Here is a 20,722-nt window from a genome sequence, read left to right on the forward strand (position 1 = left end):
GGCAGATCAGGCCGCTATCTCCCCCTGCATGAAAGATTTTGGGAACGAGCGGTAGTAATGCATAGGGAGACGAATGATGATATTGAGAGGGACATAGGCGGCGTCCATTCCATTCTGATCAGGCAGCAGCTTGAGAGCCAAGGTCCCGCCTGCGTTTTCCGTATAACTCTTGATAGCGGACATCCCCACTCCCCTTCCGGATATTTCATTGACGGAATGGCTGGTGGAAAAACCAGGCAGAAAAATAAAGTGAGCGAGATCTTCTTGACTGACATTGCCGGTTGAGTCCAACATCCCGCGGATCAGAGCGATTTCCTTGATCATCTGCAGTGCCAGACCCCTGCCATCATCGTGATAGCACAGCTCCACCTCGTTCTTCTTTTCACTGAGAGATACAGCTATGGCTCCATATAAGGGTTTACCAGCAGCTTGCCTCTCATCCCGGCTCTCGATGCCATGATCCATGGAATTTCGGATCAGGTGACTGAAAACGTTGCGAAGGAGGTCAGCGCCCTCGCGAGTCAAAAATATGCCATTGTCCATAATGCTGATTTTCGGAGGTTCCTTGCCAAGGTCCTTCGCCAGCCGCTGCGTCGCGGCGAAAATCTCTGTGAACACGATCTCAGCGGGCTGATGAAAGGCCTTGGACAGCATAAAGTCGATTTTCTGAAAGAGACTCCTCGAATCTGGCGAAAGCGGCTGCTTATGCAACTCGGTGATCTCATGGAGCACGGCCTCCACCTTGACCATATCAAGCTCGATGCTGCTGCGACTGCTGCCTCTTTCCAGTATCGTGTCGTTCACATGCCGGTAGTAACTGAAGGTTTCCTTGACCGCGTCCAGGTCGCGCTGGAGGCGGGCTCTATCCCAATCAACCTGGACCGCTTGGAGTTGTCCAACGTAATGCTCGGCTCCATGGACAACTTCCGTCAACTTCTTGAGGCCCAACGCGCGCGCTGTGCCCTTGATGGTATGCAGGTTGATGAGGATGATCTTCAACGCCTCCATGTTCTTGGTCGAACTGGCTGCGATCAGGCTTTGGTTTTCCTCGATATGCTTCTCTGCCGAATTCACAAAGCGCGAGAAATGTTCGCGGGCTACGGGGACGATTTCAGCTATGAATTCCAGTTCCTTCTTCTTGACATTCGCGACCTGTTGCAGGTCCCTGAGTTGCGTGACGTCGCGCACGGTGACCAGGACCTTCTCGATGATATCCCGACGGTTGACGATTGGATTCCAGTCAAGCTCCAGGATCTGTTGGCTTCCGTCTGCGTGTGTTTTGGTGATCTCTCGAATCAAAGATCCTTCGTTTAAATCAAAGCTGAGTTTAGGCTCACCCAACGTGCTCTGCAGGATGCTACTCGCCTGACTGAGAGAGTCACGATCCGAATTGCAGCTTTCGAGAAGCATTTCAACGGCCTTGAGACCTTCCAGATCCTTTCTTTGGAAGATCTGTTCCAGGTACGCGGAGTAATCCTTATGGATCCGGCCGTCGTCGACTACCGTGAAAATTCCGAGGCGGATATTCGCCAGCATGGACCTTATATCACGCGTTTGTTCTTCCACGCGAGCTTCCAGATGCTCGTTCAGGGAAACGATCTTATCATGCTCTTTCTGCAGCTGTTCATTGAGGTGCTCAATTTTCTGGCTCGACTGAAGCTGCTCGAATTTGATTTTATCACCCAGCGCAATGGAAAGCAGGAGCATTTCAAGGGCAGAACCGAAATGCGCGCTATAGGTTGTTATGAAACCTGGCTCTATGATTCCGAAGGAAATGAATTGAGTTATGGAAATCCCGATCAGGAAGGCTGCAAAGGCCAGAACGAAGAAGTAAGCAGGTCGGTAGCCCTTTCTTAAGCAGACAATCCCTGCTGCCAGTATCACGGGAGCCCCTGCCATGGTCATGCCGGCTGCCAACTTGATGCCAAGGCTATAGGAGAAGACCGTGCTGACCAAGGCGCAAACAGCCAGAGCCATGAAGAGCCGAAATAACATCACCATCCTTACGGAGTACTGCTTCAACTGGAGGAAGTCTTGCGCGAATAAAGTTATGAATATGCAGCCAAAGCTTATGGAGACCGGTACCGCATAGTTGGCGAAAATAGGCGATTCAGGGGTGATATATTGATAGGTAAGTCCGAATAGCGACACCATTGTATAGCCGTAAAAGAAAACATACAGAACATAGTAGAGATGGCTGCGATCCTTGATGTTGATAAAAAGAAAGAAGTTATAGACGACCATCGACAGCAGGAGCCCGACATAGAGCGCAAAGCCAACCAGTTCATTGCTCGCCTTCTCGATGAACCGCGTGGGAGTCCACAAGACGAGAGGACCTTGAATCGAACTCTGTGAGTTGAGTTTCAGATAAAAGGTCAGGGATTCTCCAGCTGCCGCGCTTATGACGAAATTCGTCGTTCGGTAGGCGATATCGCGTTCGGAAAAGGGCCGGCGATCGCCGCCTTTTTTCTCAGTGATACGGCCATCTTCGTGAATGACATAGAGATCGACATTATCCAGTGGAGCGTACTGCAGCTCCAGAATCCAATCCCTGAGAACAGTCTCGTTATTCCTGACCCGGAAGGTGATCCAATAATCGGCTTTGGCGAAGCCGAAATTGAAGGCCGGACGTTCATTGAGCGACCAACCATCCTTGTTGCGGACGTTCTCAAGATTCATGCCTCGCAATGGATCTGCCAGGTAAGAAAATTGGTTGATAATAACTTGTTCCGCATCGGAATGCAGCTCAATGGTTTTGTCAAAAGGCAGGGCACCCAGGGCGCTCTGCGGAAGGAAGCCAAGGGCCAACATCATGATCATCAGAAAACGCATAGGACGCTCGTTTGTCTAAATATGGATACCTGACCGAAAAATCCAGGAAAGTTCCGCTTCCCTCTTCGGCAGTTTATCCATTGTTCTTCAGAAATTGGCGTCGCCAGGGGCAAGGCAGGCTTGAGGTTTTTCAAAAAAAGCAGAATAGACCCAGCTTTTCAAACCAGATCCAAACAACCAGGAAGGCACCAGTCAATCCACGTCCGCCTTGGGACGAGGCAATTCCACACCGAGTCGAGCCCACTCTTCAGCTCGCCATGAATAATTGATCGTGATCTCGGTTCCTGCGGGTATAGCGCGCTTGGCTTTGATCGTTACGCTGTCGATCGTAACGTAGAACTCAGCGTTAGCGTCGTCGTCGTGGTTAAGCAAAGAGGTAATGCCAAGCCCAATGACCAGATTCTTGTTGTTATCCGTCGTAAACATGTAGTGACCGAGAAAAGTCTCTGCCAACGCATCGACTTGACTCTTGGGTACCAGGAGAGCGGGAACCGTCTCGATGACCTGCCCCCCACGAATCCGCCGCGTCGCGAAGACCCCGCGGCCTTTACCCTTGCTCTGACGTATTTCGACATGGACAGCCGGCATATAAGTGAGTGCAGCCAAAGCGTCGGATCCTCTGTGCGTCGTGGGGTCCAGATGAGGGCGTGGACCGGAATCTTTACGAATAAAGGTCGGAAACGGAGGATATATAACATCGCTTCGCCAACGTGTCGCTAGCGATCATCTTAAGCCTTCACGCAAGGCTTGAGACAAGCCGCGCCAATAAGAGCTCGGCCTTCAGGACGACCCAAATCCAAATGACCCCGACTGAGGCGTCCAAAGCATTCTTTAATCGTCAGAGTTGCTTCCAAAGTTGCGAACGGCACAGTCGCAAGATCAGGGATGAGCTGAAAAAATATGCTGGCAAACGACATACGAGCGAGATCACGCACGGCCAGGAATATCCGCCATTCTTCTTCACCGATAACAGCCTTTTCTTGCACGGCAAGGAGTGCGAGGGCTTCTTCGTCGGAGAAGCTTAGAAACATTCCCACGGTTGCGAGGTCGAGGTAAGGATGGGAGAGGTTCGCCTGTTCCCAGTCGACGAGCCACACTTTATTACCATCCCAAATCATGTTTCCCGGGTTGAGATCACAATGACTGAAGACGAACCGCTTATCGTTTGCCAACTCGTCCCTGGCACGGGTAAGTCGATCCGAAAGCGGCAGGGCCCAATTTGGAAACCCAGGGCGAGCGCTCTGCGCAGCAAACAATTTGAACGCCTTGGCCCCAAGATCCACCTCAACCAAACCATCACAATGTATCGCATGCAGTTTGGCAATCTGGTTCACCAGACTCACGATCGCAGCGTCTCGCGACGAGGGATTGCTGACGGCCTGGCCTAAGGACATTCCATTCACCTTGGTCGAAATGATGGCTATTTCATCATACCAGATGATATTGGGAGCGATCCCATGGGCAGCGGCATGGCGTTGATGCGACACAAGTCCTGCTCTCTCCGCCCCTGCACGATCCAGCCGCAGGATAAAATCTCCCGCCTCCGTGCTGACCGAATAGACTCGGGCCCCTGACATTCCAAGGAGTATCGGGGAAAAGCCGAGCACGGCCCCGAATTGCGAGAAAGGAAAATACGCAAGGGGATCAAAGTCATGCTTGGAAATCTGCGTCTTTACCGTCATATTCGTCTTCTTTCTTGTGTCGAATCTTAATGATCCTAACGAGTGGTATTTTCATCAGACTGAAAGGATGCCGCTCCAATTCTGAGAATATGATCACGGATATCCTTGGGCCACGCCGCACATAGCGTTTCAAAAAGCGGTTTGTTTTTCGCAAAGAAAGCCCGCGAGGCTTCTTCAAAATGCGGCATGTCCCCTGCCATCGCCGACATGAACTTATAGGCCGCGTTCTGTGATAGCCTGATGGCATCCCGACCCTTGGTTTGCTTTTTTGCATCCTCGACGAGTTTTCGTAACGTAACGGAAGCTCCACCAGGCTGAAGGGCCAGCCAATCCCAGTGACGAGGCAAGAGGCCGATCTCGCGCGACACCACGCCCAGTTTGGGGCGTCCTGGGCCTGCTTTCTCAGCTTCAGCTTTATCCTCACTGCCGATGCGCTTGAGGACGTCTTCGACGGAACCTCGTAGATCGAGTTCGACCTGACCACTCGTGACATCATCAAAGATCAGAACCTGTTGATCGGGTTGTTTCAGCAGGTAGCGCTTAACCTTGGCAGCCACCTCCAGGACCGAGCCTTCGGCAATTTTCGTGTGTCCCGCGAAAGCGGTGCATGGGTTCTCATAATTCATAGCCTCTCCTTTCGAGATACAAATCCCTATCGGAATATAACCCGGGTTTATTTAGACATCAAATATAACCCGGGTGATATTTTTGTCTAGGAAGAATTATTTTCTTTATAATTAGCTAGTTATTAAGATGCCGCCGCAAGCATCGGGCCTCAGGACATGGCCTCATACGTCCTCATGGCATGAAAATCGTCGATTTTGTAATATTTCAGGATTTGGTTCCGATGGATGGAAAAGCCCTTTCCAACTCGGGAACTATGAGAAGTCTGACGGTATTCATCGCATTGGTTTGCTTGCTCGGGTCGATATTCGACCCAGGGTCGTCCAGGCTTATGGCCGAAACTGGGAAGAGTCCATCATTGGAACCTCATTTGGACCTCGATCATCGGGAAGCCTTGGAATTCGCGTTGCAAGATTACCCTGAACGCCATGTTCCTTGGATCAAGCAGCTCCTGGCTGACCCTGCACTGGAACAAGGCTCCTTGCGCTGGCTACGCGCCCATTGGTTTCTGTCTCAGGCCGAGCAGGGGAGGGCGGATCAGCCCCTGGAGAAGCTCGCCACCATGGCTTTTGAGCGAGCTTTGGGCATGGAATGGGTTGGCTTTCGGTTGGCTGCCATTCGCCGGATTGAAATGAGTGACGATATCGATCAGGCTTTGCCGCTTTATGAACAGCTCGTGCAGGAAGCCAGAAAACTTGGTGACCGCGAAGCCCTGGCGATAAGTCTGGCCGATCATGCTGAATTTTTGATGGAATATCGTCGCACATCCGAAGCCATGACGCTTATCAAAGAAGCCAATGAACTGCTGCAGAAGGCTGAACGAGATTCGATCCTGGTATTTGCTTATGTGAAGAATGCATTTGCCGTGGGGCTGAGCTATCTCGATCAGAATGCAGCGGCCATTGGCGTTCATTTGGAAATGGAGAAGGTCTATCGCGAGCTGGGTGTGCGCCAAGCAAGATCGACCAATCTTTATAACCTCGCTCTCTGCCATATGGCCGATGATGATAAAGTTTCACCTGAAGCTCTTGCCTATCTGAACACATCGCTGGAGCTGAGCAAGACGATCCATAACCTCAGGCGCATGGCGGTCGCCTACTATGGCTTAAGCATGTATTACAGCGACATGAAACAATACAGCGATGCTGTGGATATGGGTCGGAAGGCTCTTGAGATCTATAATCAGCTCAAGCTCCCCAATTGGGTGAGCTATAGCCGCATCCGCCTCAGTTCCGCTCTGATCCATGCCGGCCGATTCAAGGAGGGCCTGGAAACGATCGAACCGATCTGGAAGGACCTGGACGCCAATGATCTGGAGCGCCGCCAGCGGATCGAGGAGCTACGCTACCTCGCTTATCGTGGACTGGGCCGCCCCGAACAAGCGTTGGAACATTTGGAAAAGCATATGGAGGCCTTCAAGGTCATTGCAAGGAATAACGAAAAAGAGGAATTCAACCGGGCCTCCGTTCAGTTGGGACTCCAGTTTCAAGAGGAGCGCAATGCGGCTCTGGCCCAGCAGAACCAGATGCAATCCGAACAAATCCTCCTTCTGCAGAAATTTCGCGTCGTGTCCATACTTGCTGTGGCTTTGGTGCTCATGGTCCTGGTGGCCCTATTTATCGTCCGATATCAGGCCAGGGAAATCCAGGCCAGCCGAATCAAAATGAAGACGGTTCTCGATAATATTCATGAAGGCATCATGATCATTGATCCGAAGCTCCGGGTCACGAGCGGTTATTCCCCCTACCTGGAGACGATCTTTGATCGTGAAGGTCAGGATTTGACCCAATCTTCACTCTTGCATCTGCTATTCCCCGAGGGCCATGCAACCCATCCAAGCGCTGTGATGATGCAGGAGGTTCTGCGCTCGTGCCATGGCGAGAATGAACTGAGCTGGGAGCTGAATCACGATCATCTGCCCCGAGAAATCAAGCTGGGTTCCAAAATTCTCGAGCTTTATTGGCAAGCGCTTTACAATAGGCAGGGACAGATCCAAAGTTTTCTGGTTACGGCCCGTGATGTCACAGCGCAGAGAGACATCGAACAGGCCATGCAAGCGGAAAAGGCCCACGTGCGCCTGCTCCAGCATGTCCTCGAAGAAATTCTTGCCGGCGATATTGCAGCGATTCGCCACTTTATCACCAAAATGGGCACCGAACTGGACCGTATTCATGCTGCCGTATTCCAGACGAACCAGTTGAAGCAAGCTTTTCGGGAGCTGCACGGCTGGAAAGGTGCCGCTCGCACCCTTGGCCTAAAGCAGCTGGCGTCCATCGTTCATCAGTTGGAATCCAACCTCGATATCACAGCGGGGCGGCTTATCAATCCGCTGCAGGCCGAACATCAATGGAAAAGTCTGGTGCATGCTCATGCGGATTTTGTGGAACTGCTGGGCCACATGACCAACCAGCACGAACGTCAACCGACCAATCTCTATTCTTATAGCCCCCTCTACGCGGCTGAGATCGGACGCCGACTCGCTTCCGTCGGCCTGCATGATCAGGGCCTTGTGATCCAGGACGGGATCAAAGACTGGCGCGAGGGACGTCTGGCGGCGATTCATGAAATCCTGCTTCATGCCATCACCAATGCGATTGACCATGGCTTTATCCTGCCTATGCAGAATCAAAAAACCATAGCCGCCGCAGTGATCGAAATTAAAGCGATCAAGACCGACTCGGATGTGATCATTACCGTTCGCGATAACGGTGCCGGCATCAACTGGCAAAAATTGGCGGAAAAAGCTGAACACCAAGGACGGCTTGCCGATTCGAAGGAGCGAGCCGCTGAAATTCTCTTCGAGGACGGAATCAGCACAGCGACCCATGCAACCGAGACGAGTGGCCGTGGTGTGGGCCTGAGTGCCATCAGGAATATTTGCCTGAGTCTGAATGGAGCGGTGAAAATGCAGGATGCACCCGGCGGAGGCACTCTCCTGGCTTTACGCTTCCCTGTGGACGAGCTATCGATCAGTCGCACCCAAAACGAGACAGCCTAGCGGAGACATCTCATGTTATATTTCCTCCTGTATTTCAACTGGCAAAGCAAAGAGGCTTAGGTCAGAAATGTGGGGTTGAAATGAGAAAGTTGATTTTAGAAGAATGGCTCTCACTTGACGGATTTGCTGAGGATCAAAAAGGGCAATTGGATTTTTTCCCTCCAAGCCATGAGAACCGCTATTCGGATTTGGATCAACTCAAATTTCTCGATAGTGTCGATACAATGATTCTCGGTCGGAAAACCTATGAGCTTTTCGCAGCGTTTTGGCCGGAAGCAACTTCAGAACAGGAAGTGATCGCTGAGAAATTGAATAGTTTGAACAAGATCGTGTTTTCCACAACCCTGAAACAGGCTCCTTGGGGAAAATGGCCAGCAGCCCAGGTCATGAATGGGGATCTTGTGAGTGAAATCAAAAAACTCAAGCAAACGAACGGTAAAGATATTGTGATATGGGGTAGCCTTTCGCTGGCGCAGTCTCTTATGAAGCATCAACTTATCGATGAATATCATATTCAACTTTGCCCGACCATGACAGGTGGGGGCAGACGCTTATTCCCAGACTTAAGCCAATACCAGAAGCTACGGCTGGTCGAGGTTCGCCCTTATGAATCGGGCGCTCTGTTCTTAAGTTATATTCCTCTTTAAAAGGAATCGCGCGGCCTATTCTGGCCTTCATGACAATCGGGGCTGTCTCGGAGCTATCAACTCCCAATAATGCCTTGCACGACGCGTCGCTTCAGGACTTAGTGCCGAGAATTGGTCCTCGCGCGGGCATGCCTTGCTATGGCTCAGACTGCAGAGATCTGCCATGAATCGCTGCAGCAGTGGCACAGGATCATAGACAAGGTCTTGGCAGAGCTCTTGAAATTCCTGGGGGATATCAATAAACCTGTGGCTACTGGAGCTAATCACGAACTGTCCTCTCCATCCAGGTACAATCATCCGTGGCACTCGAAATGGGGAATCCTCACGATCTGCGCAAGTCCAGGCCAACTCGTATTCGCCATCGTAGGCTCGATGACGGGCTAAGCTCTGGTCACAATAAGCTTCAAAAATCCAACCATTCAATTTTCTATCCAAGTAACCGCGCTTGCCAATATCCTCAATCTGCGGGTTAAACCCATCCGTGGCGTCAAAAACCTTCGATTGAAGCTCATCGTTTTGGCAGTAAAGCTTATTGTCGTGGACACGTAAAAGGCGCATATCGAAGACGCGATCTGTATAGGGCGAAAAATCCGGAAAATTTCCAAGCATGATCGTCATCCTTTTCTTTGACGGACAGCCCATCATTTCTGGGCTGAATAGAAACCATTACGATTGTCACGTCGATTTGCTGCAAATTTCAGAACAAAGGAGCCACATAAATTTTTTAACATAGCCGCAAATCCCTGATTCATGCGTAATGTCATAGGGACTTGGTGCACACAATTCATAAGGAGAGCTTTGACCATGAAACGCATATGATCCTTAGCGGATTTTTTATGTTCGAATCTGCGCACGCTAATATGAGCCCTTTTCACGACGGAATCCTGGCCACCGGCAACATGAATGGTGAGCACCCCACCTTGGAGATTATCCACGAGCGCCTGGAGATACGCCTCTTCGAAAATCATGCCCACGTCCAGGTCAATTACCTTATTAAAAATAAAGGCCCTGCTGTTAGAGCGAAGACGGGATTTCCATCCGTGCGCTGAACCACGGAACGGAAATTTCTGATCTCCAGATGATCAGCGACGGACGTCCGCATACGTTTGAGGCCCAAACAAAAGACAACAAAACCTATCCCTACCATGGATTCTGCGAGCCTCAAGTCGACCGATCGCGCCACGTGGATGAACACAATCAGCAGTGTGAAAGTTCCGTTGTCGATTTCTGGTATATGTCGAACCTGAAGTTCAAAAAGGACGAATCCAAAGCCGTCACGATCACCTACAATGCGGCCTATGATACGTGGGGCAATGCTTCTTCCCACGGTGACGTTGAGAACAGCATGAAAGTCTTTCGCTACCTGCTTTCAACGGGAAGCGGTTGGAAAGGCCCGATTCGCAAAGGCTGGATCACCATTCACGCCATGGGAGTCGACCCGAACATTCTCGCCATTCAATCCAAGCTTCGCTTCCAGCGGCCCCGCATGACGGAATTCGTCCACGAGTTTAAAGATCTGGATCCCACGGCAGCAGATGATGTCCAGATATCATTCCAAAAGATCCCGGAACCTTTCACGGATCATGGTCGGCTCAATCCACCCGTCATGGAATACGGTCAACAGAAATATCAGGAAATATCCTACACAGTGACAGCAACGTCTACATTGAAGCAGGGTGACAGGACCTTCGACACCAGTCATTTGACGGATGATAACGCGGCAACAGCCTGGATCGAGGGAGCTCCGGGCAGTGGCATCGGTGAAACTTTAACCTTTCAGGGTTTTAAAATGAACCGAACTCAGCTCGTGATCCTTCCGGGCTATGGTCGTTCCCAGGAACTCTACTTTGCGAACAATAGAGTGGCTTCGCTGGAGATCAGGATCAACGGCAGTGACAGCGTGATAGTCAAGTTTCCGGATGAACTGCGTCCCTGGCATATTGTGAACCTGCCCCAGTCTAAAGGTAAAATCGAGCGGATGGATCTGAAAATACTTGGAGTTCACAAAGGCAACCGATTTAATGATACGGCGATCAGCGGTCTTGGCCTGAGAGCCGAGCAATAAGGGCTTCGGCCGGGCCAGGAGCCCGGCGTTATTCACTTTTCTTCTAAGCATACAAGAATAAGTTATTTCAAACCTCAGGGAATCCTTCCTAGATTGGGCCCGGTTCGCGCAACGCCGAGGCTTGTCTGCTGCGTACCGATTTGGCCGAAACGTCCTGTCGCACATGGCTTTCAGCCGTTCACACACCCAGGGAACACACAAGTCATGATCCGCGTTGAAAAATTATCGAAAATCTATCGCACTTCCCTTGGCTCAGTTCCCGCTCTGCAGGAAATCGATCTGCAGATCGGAGCTGGGGAAATCTTTGGCATCGCCGGCTATTCGGGCGCTGGGAAATCCACGTTTCTCCGTTGTCTCAATCGATTGGAGGAAGCTGATAGCGGTCGCATTGTCATTGATGGTGAAGATATCCGTCTCCTGAATCGCCACGATCTGGCTCAGGCTCGTCGCCGCATTGGAATGATCTTTCAGCATTTCAACCTGCTCGACTCCCGAAATGTTGCCGATAACATCGCCTTCCCGCTGGAGCTGGCAGGACAAAATTATGCACAACGCAGGGCAAGGGTCGAGGAACTGGCCTCGCTGGTGGGCCTCAGTGATAAGCTATTGTCCAGACCATCGCAGCTGTCCGGCGGCCAAAAGCAAAGGGTCGGCATTGCACGTGCTTTGGCTCTTGGCCCACGTGTCCTCCTGTGCGACGAGGCCACTTCAGCCTTGGATCCCCCTACGGCGCTGCAGATCCTTGAGCTGCTTCAGGATTTGAATCAGCGTCTGGGATTGACCATTGTACTGGTCACGCATCAGCTGGAGATCATCCGGGGCTTCTGTAGTCAGATGGCGCTCCTCGATCAAGGCAGGATTGTGGAGCGAGGCCCAACGGCAAGGATCTTCCGCTCGCCAGAAAGTTTGATTGGAAAAAAATTACTGGATGTTGGCCAGAAACTTTTCCGTCCTGCTGAGGTGATGGCATGAGCGAAGATTTGCCTGAGATACTCGGCGTGGCTTTGCTCGAGACTCTGTATATGACATTCGGCGCATCCCTGATCGGCCTCCTGATGGGGTTGCCCCTGGCTGTTATTCTGGTGACAACACGCAAAGGTCACATCCTGGAATCCGAGGCCATTCATAAAAGCCTGGCTTTCGTCATTAACATGACGCGATCCTTTCCTGCGATTATTTTGATTGTGCTTCTGCTCCCGCTCGCACGCTGGCTCGTGGGCACGAGTCTTGGAATGCATGCGGCTCTGGTTCCTTTGTCCATTGGGGCTGCACCTTTTATCGCCCGCGTTCTGGAAACTTCGCTGAATGATGTGCCGTTTGGCAAGGTCGAAGCGGCTCTCGCATTGGGAGCAAACCCGTGGCAGGTGATCCGCAAGGTTCTTATCCCAGAGGCACTACCTTCGCTGATTCGCGGCATCACCGTGTCTGTGATCGCCGTTCTTGGTCTGACCGCCATTGCCGGAACGATTGGAGCAGGGGGACTGGGCAGCCTTGCCATACGGTATGGTTACCAGCGCTTTCGGGAGGACGTCATGATCAGTACAACCGTACTGCTGGTCCTAATAGTTCAACTCACACAATGGTTGGGCGATCGGCTCGCCATCACATTCAGCTCAGAAAGGACTTAACCATGTTGAAATCGATTCTTCCATTGGCCTTGTTCTTCAGTGCAGGTTTACTGACAGCAGCCGAGACGACGTTGAAAATTGGGGCCGCCATCGCACCCCATTCGGAAATACTCGAATTCGTCCGACCCGCACTTAAAAAACAGGGTATTGTGCTGGATATCAAGGTGCTGGATGACGAGGGTCAGCTGAATCCTGCTTTGGCAGAAAAGCAGATCGACGCCAATTTTTTCCAGCATGAGCCTTACCTTCAAACTGTGGCTCAGGAGAGAGGTTATCAGTTTTCCGTGTTGGCCAAGGTTCATGTGGAGCCAATCGGATTTTATTCTCAATCGATCAAAAGTAAAACTGAATTCAAACCAGGTTCCAGGATAGGGATTCCCAACAACCCTTCCAATGAATACAGGGCTCTGGCCCTTCTCGAGCAGCAAGGGTTGATTAAGTTGAAGAAGGGTATCAATCCCAACCAGAGTTCACCCCGGGATATAGCGGAAAATCCTTTGCAGCTGAAAATTGTGGAGATTGATGCCGCGCAGTTGCCACGCTCGCTGACGGATCTCGCTGGCGCCGTGATCAATACGAATATCGTATTGGAATCCAAGCTGGATCCTGCATCCGCTGTATTCCGTGAAAATGCGACTTCGCCCTATGCGAATCTGGTCGTCATTCGCAAAGGTGAGGAGAATCGCCAGGAATTTGTGGCCTTGAAGAAAGCGCTCCAGAGTCCCGAGTTGAAGGCCTTCATTTTGAAGAAGTATGGGCAGGCCGTTATACCTGCCTTTTGACTTCCACGGCGTCCCCGTTCGCTCATCTTTCATGGCATGAGCGGTGAGCGATGCGACTTCAAGTCTGATCGCTCTTTTGCTATGGAATCGTAATTTTAAGGCTGCTGAAGAGTTGGGATCAAATCATGGAACCTGATAGCAGAGGAAATTGTCACCCCAGGTGTGTGGATCTGCAGGTTCATTAAAGCTAACACACTTCCACCCATCAACGGCACCGGCCTGAGACCAGAGCATTGGAAATCTAATTCGGTCGGGTGCCTGACAAAGATAGTTATCATTCCAGGTATGTTCCAAGGGTTCAGCATTTTCATATACCTGAAGACAGTTTTGACCAGCTGGGGCTCCACCAATATTCCAGTTAAGACCTATATCGTAGTCAGTACAAAGGTAGTTGTCGCCCCAGGTTGCACCTATATCTGCTGGTTCATTGAGTGAAATGCATTGCTTACCTGCAATAGCACCAGCGTAACTGAACTGAAAATTTGGATCTTTGATTTTATTTGTAACACCGCCACCAGTACCAGGGCCGCCGCCAATTCCAACGCAGTGCCCTGGATGCTCCCAAGAACAGTGAGCTTGAGCCTGGCTCGTGCCAAAGATAGTGACTACGAGAGAAACTGCCGTTAGGATTTGATTCATTTTCACTTTCATTTTCAGATTCCTTACTTAGGGCTTATAGATCTCAACATTATTTTCGAAAAATATCGAACCTTGGCTCGATATCGACGGCAAGACACCATTGAGAACGCTATATTGCAGCCCATTTTCCGTTCACCGAAGCACTTTGGCCCTAGTTGCCGCGGCTTACTACCCGCCAATGTCGCCTCAATGGCTGCTTGTAAATATGACATACGGTTGGCGTGTAAACACAACCACTGCCGACTGGGCGAACGGTTTCACAGTAGAGACTCTCATAGTGGGTCAGATCACCGAGTTTCCAGAAGTCATAGAACAATGTGGTCTGGCAGTGAATGGTCAAGCAGGAGCGTCTTATGTTCCCGCAGGCGTCATGCCCCGCGTGCTTGCTTTGTTGGGTGGCTCCCGAATCTGGAGGCCGCCTATCGCAAATCACTGAGCAGGAAGAACAGCGGGGTCCTTCTCCGTGAAGCAATTGAACTGGGAAAGCTTCGTGCTTTCCAAGAACTTCAAAGGCGGCACATCAACAGTCACGAATTCCGCCTCGGCCGTAGCATAGCAAGCCACATCCATGGGAATAAGCTGATCAGATATCTTGGTGATTCTAAATGTTCCTGTGAAGCCAGATCCAACTCTAGGGTCATCGGGGCGGCTAAAGCGAGTAAGCTCAGTCATCGTCGAAACGGACACAAATTTCGTGACATCATACACAGCGTTCGAAACCTTGGTTTCAAGGGAAATATCAGTTTCCTTTGCACTGGCGACCTCGATTTTCGCTTCTTTTGCAAATCCGCGCCGGATGCCTTCCCCTGTAACTTTCAAATCCACACTGGCTTTATAGGCTTCTTTGCCAATGAGATCGGGGCATTTAATTTCAACATTCCCTGAGTAGATCATCGACTCATCGATGTAGATTCCAGCACCTATCCCATAGTCACAGGTTTGCGGGACTTTGATGGCAACCGTACCGACGCCATCTTTTGTAGGGGCAAATTCCAGCGTACCGTTAACTGATTACATTTTCACCAACGCGATCCGCAAAGCCGTCCAACAAACCAGGACGTTTTTCTGCAATTCCAGCGGTCTTGCCTATGGCGGTGATGCTGGGTAGGTGAAAGCCTAGCAAAATGCCGCCAAGGAATACTACGCTATCCATGCCATCAATGGGACGACCTCGTATCATGTCGCTGACCTGGGCTGTACCGAGGAGACCCCACCCGAGGAAGCCATAGATGAGCTCGTGGTCCTGCAAAACGACAAAGTGCTCGTCCAATGGTGGTGCACAATACCGTAGATGAGGCACCCACACTTGACACACCCTCAAGAAGAGTTTGACGATGCCTTCATGAATGATTTAGATTTGGAGACCTGATTGCGGGAATAGCGTAATGGCTAACGCACTGCCTTCCCAAGGCAGGGATTGCGGGTTCGAGTCCCGTTTCCCGCTTTTTTATTCCCCTGCCCTTACCTTATGTCGCTCAATAATTCACAGCTGCCGTCGGACCCATACTCACCATCAGCACGTGATCGATGATATGAATGATGCCATTGCTGCAGACGAGATTCGGCTTCAAAACTTTGGCACCATTGATGGTCACCTTGGGTTTGGCCTGAAAATGCAGGTCGGAATCGGCCATGGTTTTCACCGCTTTGAGTTTCACAAAATGATTGGAATCATATTTCTCTTTCACCAGATGATTATGCAGAATGCGCTGCAAATAAGGGGCATTCTTGAGCAGCATATCCATGCTGCCATGCGGCATGCTCGCAAAGGCATCATCACTCGGGGCAAACACGGTGTAAGGTCCGGGTAGATTGAGTTCATCCACAAGGCCCGCTTCTGCCAGGGATTTGGCAAAAACGGATAGGCTGGGGGTTCCGTTCACTGTCTCCATAATATTTTTCAATTCAGGCTCCTTCTGACTTGAGGTGCCCGAGTTCACAATGGACGCGGGCTGGGCGCTCAAGACCTAATTTTGACCACGGCGTGGTTTGATATGTCGATTGATTTTTAATGGGGATAAAAGACGAGATTCCAACATACCAGCACCTCCCATTGGAGGTTTATATGCAACGCACACACGCTCCTACAATGCTGGAGCATAATGCGAATTTCGTTACGATTCGATGCTTATTTTGACCCGCAACAGCACTTAAGGGATAACGTTTAGCGTTCAAACACAAAAAACTCGCGCGGCAAACGAAGCTTGGGTCCATAGACACCGCCCTTGGCCCGACGTCCCGCGCCTATCACCATCACAATATGCCCGTCACGCGGCAGCTTGAGAATTTTAGCCACACGCCGTGCATCAAAACCCTCCATGGCGCAACTGTCATATCCATAAGCCCGTAGCCCCAGCATCAGGTTCTCACAGGCCAGCGCAGCACTTTTAATAGCCCAGATGGCCTGGTCTTTTGCTGTGAGGGGACTGCGAATGATCGGACGAAACCAACCCAGAAGCGTGAACAGCACGTATTTGAATGGTGCCAGGACCGACAGGGGCCCGACGGTGTAGACCCAGTGCACCAATCGATTATAGTAGGCCAGGGTTGAACGCGTGGGCAGGCCGTCGGTCTTCAGCTGCTGCTCGACCAATTTTGCATTGCGGCGCCAGGTCTGCGTCCGCGCCAAACACACGATAAGCTCCCCGGCCGTTGTCGCCGCCGCCTGGCCCAAACACGCTGCCGCCAGTGCCTTTTTCAAACCCGGGGTTCGGACCCAGTGGAACTCCCAGGTTTGCAAATTGGATGAATTGGGCGCCTGCAGGGCAAGGTCCAGGCAGGCTTGCATGATCGCGGGAGGAATCACTTCATCGGTGAAACGGCGAATGGACCGGCGTGAGCGAATGATTTCTGTCAGCGCATCCGGGTCACAGACGGCAGCTTCCTCATGATAGTCCTTGGGTCGGGATCGAAAGGCTTGAATGTTGTCCACGGGTGTCCTCCTGGGGCGCTCTGTCCGCACGGGCTACGAGCATCATGAACCATTCGCGATAAAAAACCAAAATGATTTGCTATCATGGGCGGCGGATCGGAATGTTTAACGAGCCGGCCGACTCCCATGTTTCCAGAGGTGATCCCCCATGAGCCTACGAATCCACCTTCCGTTGGTCTTGATACTCGCCGTAAGTTCCTGCCGACTCTGGCGCCAGGATCCTGAACCACCGGTCGTTCATGCGACCGACGCTACGGAACCGGACAAGGTTCCCGCACCATCATCAGGTGACACGTCGGCGCCTGATCAAAAACCTCTGAATCCGGAGAGCCCTGACACCGCACAGCAAACTTTGCTGTTTGACTATTTAGCGACACGGGACAAGATGGATCTTACGGAATTACGAAAACGCCTGCATTTTCGCCCCATCTCAGCCACGACCGTGATCAGTGACTTCACCAAACAGGCCGCACCGCACCCTAGAATATTAGCCAACCGGACGGACTTCGATCGCCTTCGAACCGCACTCGAAGCCCAGGATCCCTATGTGGTTGCCAGTGTGGAAGCGTTGAGAAAAAAGGCCGAAAACTATCTTAAAGCGCCTATACTCCCCTATCAACTGGATGCAGCCAACCTGCGTTTGACACCTCCGCATCAGACCCAGGATTCGATTGCGGTTCTGAGCCTCCTCTATCAACTGACGAACAACCAAGCCTACGCCACCAAAGTGAAAGATCATCTCTTAAACTATGCGCAATTTCCCGATTGGAATGACGCCAAACACTTCCTTGATACAGGTATCATGTCCTATACCGTGGCCCTCGGTTATGATTGGACCTTCGATCAGCTGACCGCCGATGAACGGAAACTCATCAGCACGGCCCTCATGGAAAAAGGCCTGAAGCGTTATCTGGAACGCAGCAGTCAAAAGGCTTTCTGGTATCAAAGCAAAAATAATTGGAATCCGATCTGCAACGGAGGCATCAGCCTCGCGGCTCTGGCGATCATGGACACCAGCGCCGAAGCCAAACAACTCGGCGCTGAAGTCCTTGCCAAAGCGCTGGCCGGTATTCCTCCCTATATTCGTGAATTCGAACCCGATGGGCAGACTGTAGAAGGCATGATGTACTGGGAGTATGGACTCTCGAATTTTATTCGTTGGATGGAAACATTGAAACGCAGCCTAGGCACTGATTACGGTTATCCGGACACGCCGGGACTCAAAGCCGCAGGAACTTTTCCCCTGGCTGTATCCGGCCCGGTGACAGGAATTTCCTTAGGGGATGACGCCATAAAAAAGAGCCGCAGCGAAACCAATTTCTGGTTTTCGAAGCGTTACAATCTGCCCTCCCTGGCCCGACATCATAGAAATGCGATTCAGCAAAATTCGAGTTACACCTGGATGGACCTGTTTTTTTATGACCCTAAGCTCTTAACGGCAGCTAGCCCACCAGCCCAGGCTATGCCTTTGGATCGGTATGTGCGCGACCTTGAATATGTGAGCTTTCGGTCCAGCTGGAATCATGACGAAGCGCTCTATATAGGCGTCCATGGCGGTGATAACAAAGCGAGCCACGGTCATCTGGATGCCGGCACGTTTTTTGTTCAAGGTGCTGGCAAGGTTTGGGCCGTCGGCGGATTGGGTGGTGATAATTATACGTTTCCCGGGTATTTCAGACCCAAGACCCTACCGGACTATATGAGCCCCGAGAAAATCGTCGTGCAACCGGGGCGATTTCATATGTATCGATTGCGAGCCGAAGGCAAAAATGTGCTTGTATTCAACCCCGATGTTCGGCCCGATCAAAACCCTGTAGGAGCCGCCGAGGTGGAGCGCATCCTGACCCAACCGGGCGATGCCATGGCCCTCCTGAATCTTTCCCAGGTTTACGAGCGCGATGCCCAAAAGGTCTATCGAGGCGTCGCTCTGCGCGAAAACCGCCTGATTGTAGTGATTCAGGATGAGATCAAGATGAAAGCTCCCAGCACAGTCTGGTGGTCCATGCATACCATGGCCAGTGCTGAACTTCTGCAGAACGGTCGGGTGGCGATCTTAAAACAAGGGGATAAGAGACTTTGGATGGAAATTCAGGCCCCGGCTCAGGCGAGCTTCACCATACAGTACGCCACGTACCTGCCGGGTTTAAGCTTTCCCCTCAGTAAAAACAGTCCCAACGTGTTTCAGGGTGAAACGGCTCGAAAGCTAACGATTCAACTGAAGCAGGTCACCGAGCAAAGAATCACGGTCAGCATGAAACTCGTCGACATCAACCAGGACAGCCCCGCTCTTCCGGATTCCATCCCGCTTGCGGATTGGCCCAAGGCTTTCGCGCAGCCATGAGTCAATCGCTACAGACTTCATCCAGAGCACTCGGGACACCTTGACCCCGGGGGCACTGGGATTTATCGATGGGATTATCGTGGGCCGCGAGACCTTCGAGATTTTTATGCTGACGGAGAGGCCGCAGGGTGCTGATACGATTGCTCTGCAAATAAAGCTCGCGAAGCTGAGTCAGACCCGCCAGGGGCTCGATAGTTGCAATGTGGTTGTTGGCCAGGGAAAGGAACCAGAGTGATTTCAGATTCTGCAGCGGTGTGACGTCCGTAATGGCGTTTTCCGAGGCATCGAGCCATTCGAGTTTGGCGAGATTTTGCACAGCTTTCAGCGAGGAAACACGCGCGTGTCCCAGATCCAGAACACGAAGCTCACGCAAATCGCTCACGGCTGCCAAGGTTTGCAAGGCGGTTCCACTGAGATAAAGTTCACGCAGGCCTTTCACACGACGCAGGGCACCAATCTGTTCCAAAAACGGATTATTGCCTAGATCCAGGACGCGAAGCTGTTCCAGGGCGCTCAAAGGCGCAAGATCCTGGAGCCTATTATCATTGAGCTGCAGAATATCCAGCTGGCCGAGGCGAGCCAGTGGCCCAAGGTCTTCGATCTGATTATTACCGAGCCGAAGCACACGCAGTTGGGTCAAACCCGCCAGCGGGGTCAGGTCGCTGATTTCCAGTCCCGTCAGATCAAGCTGATCGAGCTTTTGCAACTGCTCCCAGGCTTCCTCGCAGTTATCCACGGTGATTTCACGCTTCAGCTGCTGCACTGTTTGACGCATCCCAGCCGGGGCCGAGGTGTTTTTGCAGATATCGACGAAACTGATATAGGACCGAGCGCTAAACCGTGGCGGCTCGGCGTCCGCGACTTCCTGGGCGACCTCTGAGGTTGCCGGGCGCGGCGTGGTCTGACAAGCAACAACCACTATGACGAATCCGAGCAAGCTCCAAAACTGCCTCATCAGCGACGCCTCGTCCAGAAATGATTCAAGTTTCATCATTATGACAAAATTAGCGTTATTCTGGCAAGCCGATCCGGGGATGGCCGTCGTGAGGCCGATCGCAAAGCCATGAAGGAACAGCCACGAACGCGGAAAAGCGCGAGGGTTAACTTCGTTTGACGAAGCCGCCTAGGACGATTTGCTGATGTAGTTGGTCATGACAGCCGCGATTTCCAGAACTTTTTCCATCTGCACCGGCTTGTGTATCTTCACCACCGATTCGCTTGAAAATTCCGCGCTGCTGTCGGTCACCTCCGCACTCAGGAGGATGATAGGCGTCTTCTGATTGGGTCCCAGCCCCTGGCGAACCCGACGAATGATCTCATGACCCTTGATACCGGGGATGTTCATATCCATGCTGATGAAGTCGTAGGGGTTGGCTTCCAGCTCTTTGAGGGCCTGATTTCCATGCGGAACGATGGTGCATACCGAGTTTTCAAAATAGTCCAAAAACTCTTCTGCCAGCATCGTGGCCAGGTCCTCATCGTCTTCACAGATCAGAATATTCATCCTGCCAGTCTCCTCAGCTCGGTTTCACCATGGGGTACTTGGAATTTT

20 protein-coding genes and 1 tRNA gene are annotated in these 20,722 nt (G+C 51.6%); 8 read left to right on the plus strand and 13 right to left on the minus strand.

The features are described from left to right. Window positions 1-6: 6 nt before the first annotated feature. The 4 genes from VE954_RS30765 to VE954_RS30780 form a co-directional block, all read right to left on the minus strand. A complete protein-coding gene (locus VE954_RS30765) occupies window positions 7-2,832 on the minus strand; it encodes a 7TM diverse intracellular signaling domain-containing protein (protein ID WP_324960202.1) in 2,826 nt (941 codons plus the stop codon). 192 nt (window positions 2,833-3,024) lie between these two features. Then, entirely contained in the window at window positions 3,025-3,438 is a 414-nt protein-coding gene (locus VE954_RS30770; RefSeq protein WP_324960204.1) for an SET domain-containing protein, read from the minus strand. 122 nt (window positions 3,439-3,560) lie between these two features. After that, the gene (locus VE954_RS30775) at window positions 3,561-4,514 is read right to left on the minus strand and encodes a phosphotransferase (protein WP_324960206.1); all 954 of its coding nucleotides are present in this window, start codon (window positions 4,512-4,514) and stop codon (window positions 3,561-3,563) included. 35 nt (window positions 4,515-4,549) lie between these two features. Next, window positions 4,550-5,140, minus strand: a complete 591-nt coding sequence (locus tag VE954_RS30780; RefSeq protein ID WP_324960208.1) for a DUF2239 family protein — start codon at window positions 5,138-5,140, stop codon at window positions 4,550-4,552. A 356-nt stretch (window positions 5,141-5,496) separates the two neighbouring features. Between VE954_RS30780 and VE954_RS30785 the strand changes: the two genes are divergently transcribed. Together VE954_RS30785 and VE954_RS30790 are read left to right on the plus strand one after the other, a co-directional pair. Continuing rightward, a complete protein-coding gene (locus VE954_RS30785) occupies window positions 5,497-8,136 on the plus strand; it encodes an ATP-binding protein (protein WP_324960210.1) in 2,640 nt (879 codons plus the stop codon). Between the two features lie 80 nt (window positions 8,137-8,216). Further along, window positions 8,217-8,783 (plus strand): dihydrofolate reductase family protein, encoded by a 567-nt coding sequence (locus VE954_RS30790; RefSeq protein WP_324960212.1) that lies wholly within the window; start codon window positions 8,217-8,219, stop codon window positions 8,781-8,783. A gap of 27 nt (window positions 8,784-8,810) precedes the next feature. Here VE954_RS30790 and VE954_RS30795 read toward each other — a convergent pair whose 3' ends face one another. Both VE954_RS30795 and VE954_RS30800 read right to left on the minus strand, forming a co-directional pair. Beyond that, window positions 8,811-9,392: a hypothetical protein gene (locus VE954_RS30795; RefSeq protein ID WP_324960214.1), complete on the minus strand. Its 582-nt coding sequence runs from the start codon at window positions 9,390-9,392 to the stop codon at window positions 8,811-8,813. A gap of 32 nt (window positions 9,393-9,424) precedes the next feature. Continuing rightward, complete coding sequence (locus tag VE954_RS30800) at window positions 9,425-9,751, minus strand: hypothetical protein (protein ID WP_324960216.1); 327 nt, start codon at window positions 9,749-9,751, stop codon at window positions 9,425-9,427. 110 nt (window positions 9,752-9,861) lie between these two features. On the opposite strand from VE954_RS30800, the gene VE954_RS30805 reads away from it, so the two are divergent. The 4 genes from VE954_RS30805 to VE954_RS30820 all read left to right on the plus strand — a co-directional run bounded on the left by VE954_RS30805 (window position 9,862) and on the right by VE954_RS30820 (window position 13,258). Then, window positions 9,862-10,848, plus strand: a complete 987-nt coding sequence (locus VE954_RS30805) for an NADase-type glycan-binding domain-containing protein (protein ID WP_324960218.1) — start codon at window positions 9,862-9,864, stop codon at window positions 10,846-10,848. 204 nt (window positions 10,849-11,052) lie between these two features. Beyond that, entirely contained in the window at window positions 11,053-11,820 is a 768-nt protein-coding gene (locus VE954_RS30810) for a methionine ABC transporter ATP-binding protein (protein ID WP_324960220.1), read from the plus strand. Beyond that, entirely contained in the window at window positions 11,817-12,476 is a 660-nt protein-coding gene (locus VE954_RS30815) for a methionine ABC transporter permease (protein WP_324960222.1), read from the plus strand. The genes VE954_RS30810 and VE954_RS30815 overlap by 4 nt, the downstream gene beginning before the upstream one ends. 2 nt (window positions 12,477-12,478) lie before the next feature. Further along, the gene (locus tag VE954_RS30820; protein WP_324960224.1) at window positions 12,479-13,258 is read left to right on the plus strand and encodes a MetQ/NlpA family ABC transporter substrate-binding protein; all 780 of its coding nucleotides are present in this window, start codon (window positions 12,479-12,481) and stop codon (window positions 13,256-13,258) included. 123 nt (window positions 13,259-13,381) lie between these two features. Here the strand turns inward: VE954_RS30820 and VE954_RS30825 are convergent, their stop codons facing one another. The 3 genes from VE954_RS30825 to VE954_RS30835 all read right to left on the minus strand — a co-directional run bounded on the left by VE954_RS30825 (window position 13,382) and on the right by VE954_RS30835 (window position 15,203). Further along, window positions 13,382-13,909, minus strand: coding sequence for a hypothetical protein (locus VE954_RS30825; RefSeq protein ID WP_324960225.1), 528 nt, complete (start codon window positions 13,907-13,909; stop codon window positions 13,382-13,384). A 417-nt stretch (window positions 13,910-14,326) separates the two neighbouring features. After that, window positions 14,327-14,791 carry a hypothetical protein gene (locus VE954_RS30830; RefSeq protein WP_324960227.1) on the minus strand — a complete coding sequence of 155 codons (465 nt, stop codon included), beginning with the start codon at window positions 14,789-14,791 and terminating at the stop codon, window positions 14,327-14,329. A gap of 109 nt (window positions 14,792-14,900) precedes the next feature. Beyond that, window positions 14,901-15,203, minus strand: coding sequence for a hypothetical protein (locus tag VE954_RS30835; RefSeq protein ID WP_324960229.1), 303 nt, complete (start codon window positions 15,201-15,203; stop codon window positions 14,901-14,903). Window positions 15,204-15,268: 65 nt separating this feature from the next. Here VE954_RS30835 and VE954_RS30840 point away from each other — a divergent pair. Next, window positions 15,269-15,341 (plus strand) — tRNA-Gly (locus VE954_RS30840). A gap of 31 nt (window positions 15,342-15,372) precedes the next feature. Here the strand turns inward: VE954_RS30840 and VE954_RS30845 are convergent. Continuing rightward, entirely contained in the window at window positions 15,373-15,801 is a 429-nt protein-coding gene (locus tag VE954_RS30845; RefSeq protein WP_324960231.1) for a fasciclin domain-containing protein, read from the minus strand. A gap of 260 nt (window positions 15,802-16,061) precedes the next feature. Next, window positions 16,062-16,829 (minus strand): nitroreductase family protein, encoded by a 768-nt coding sequence (locus VE954_RS30850; protein WP_324960233.1) that lies wholly within the window; start codon window positions 16,827-16,829, stop codon window positions 16,062-16,064. A gap of 148 nt (window positions 16,830-16,977) precedes the next feature. Here VE954_RS30850 and VE954_RS30855 point away from each other — a divergent pair, with 148 nt between their 5' ends. Further along, window positions 16,978-19,170 (plus strand): hypothetical protein, encoded by a 2,193-nt coding sequence (locus VE954_RS30855; protein WP_324960235.1) that lies wholly within the window; start codon window positions 16,978-16,980, stop codon window positions 19,168-19,170. Window position 19,171: 1 nt separating this feature from the next. Here VE954_RS30855 and VE954_RS30860 read toward each other — a convergent pair whose 3' ends face one another. Then, the gene (locus VE954_RS30860) at window positions 19,172-20,125 is read right to left on the minus strand and encodes a leucine-rich repeat domain-containing protein (protein ID WP_324960237.1); all 954 of its coding nucleotides are present in this window, start codon (window positions 20,123-20,125) and stop codon (window positions 19,172-19,174) included. 168 nt (window positions 20,126-20,293) lie between these two features. Beyond that, window positions 20,294-20,674: a response regulator gene (locus VE954_RS30865; RefSeq protein ID WP_324960239.1), complete on the minus strand. Its 381-nt coding sequence runs from the start codon at window positions 20,672-20,674 to the stop codon at window positions 20,294-20,296. Between the last annotated feature and the right edge of the window lie 48 nt (window positions 20,675-20,722).

Source organism: Oligoflexus sp. (assembly GCF_035638955.1).
Taxonomy (GTDB): Bacteria; Bdellovibrionota_B; Oligoflexia; order Oligoflexales; family Oligoflexaceae; genus Oligoflexus.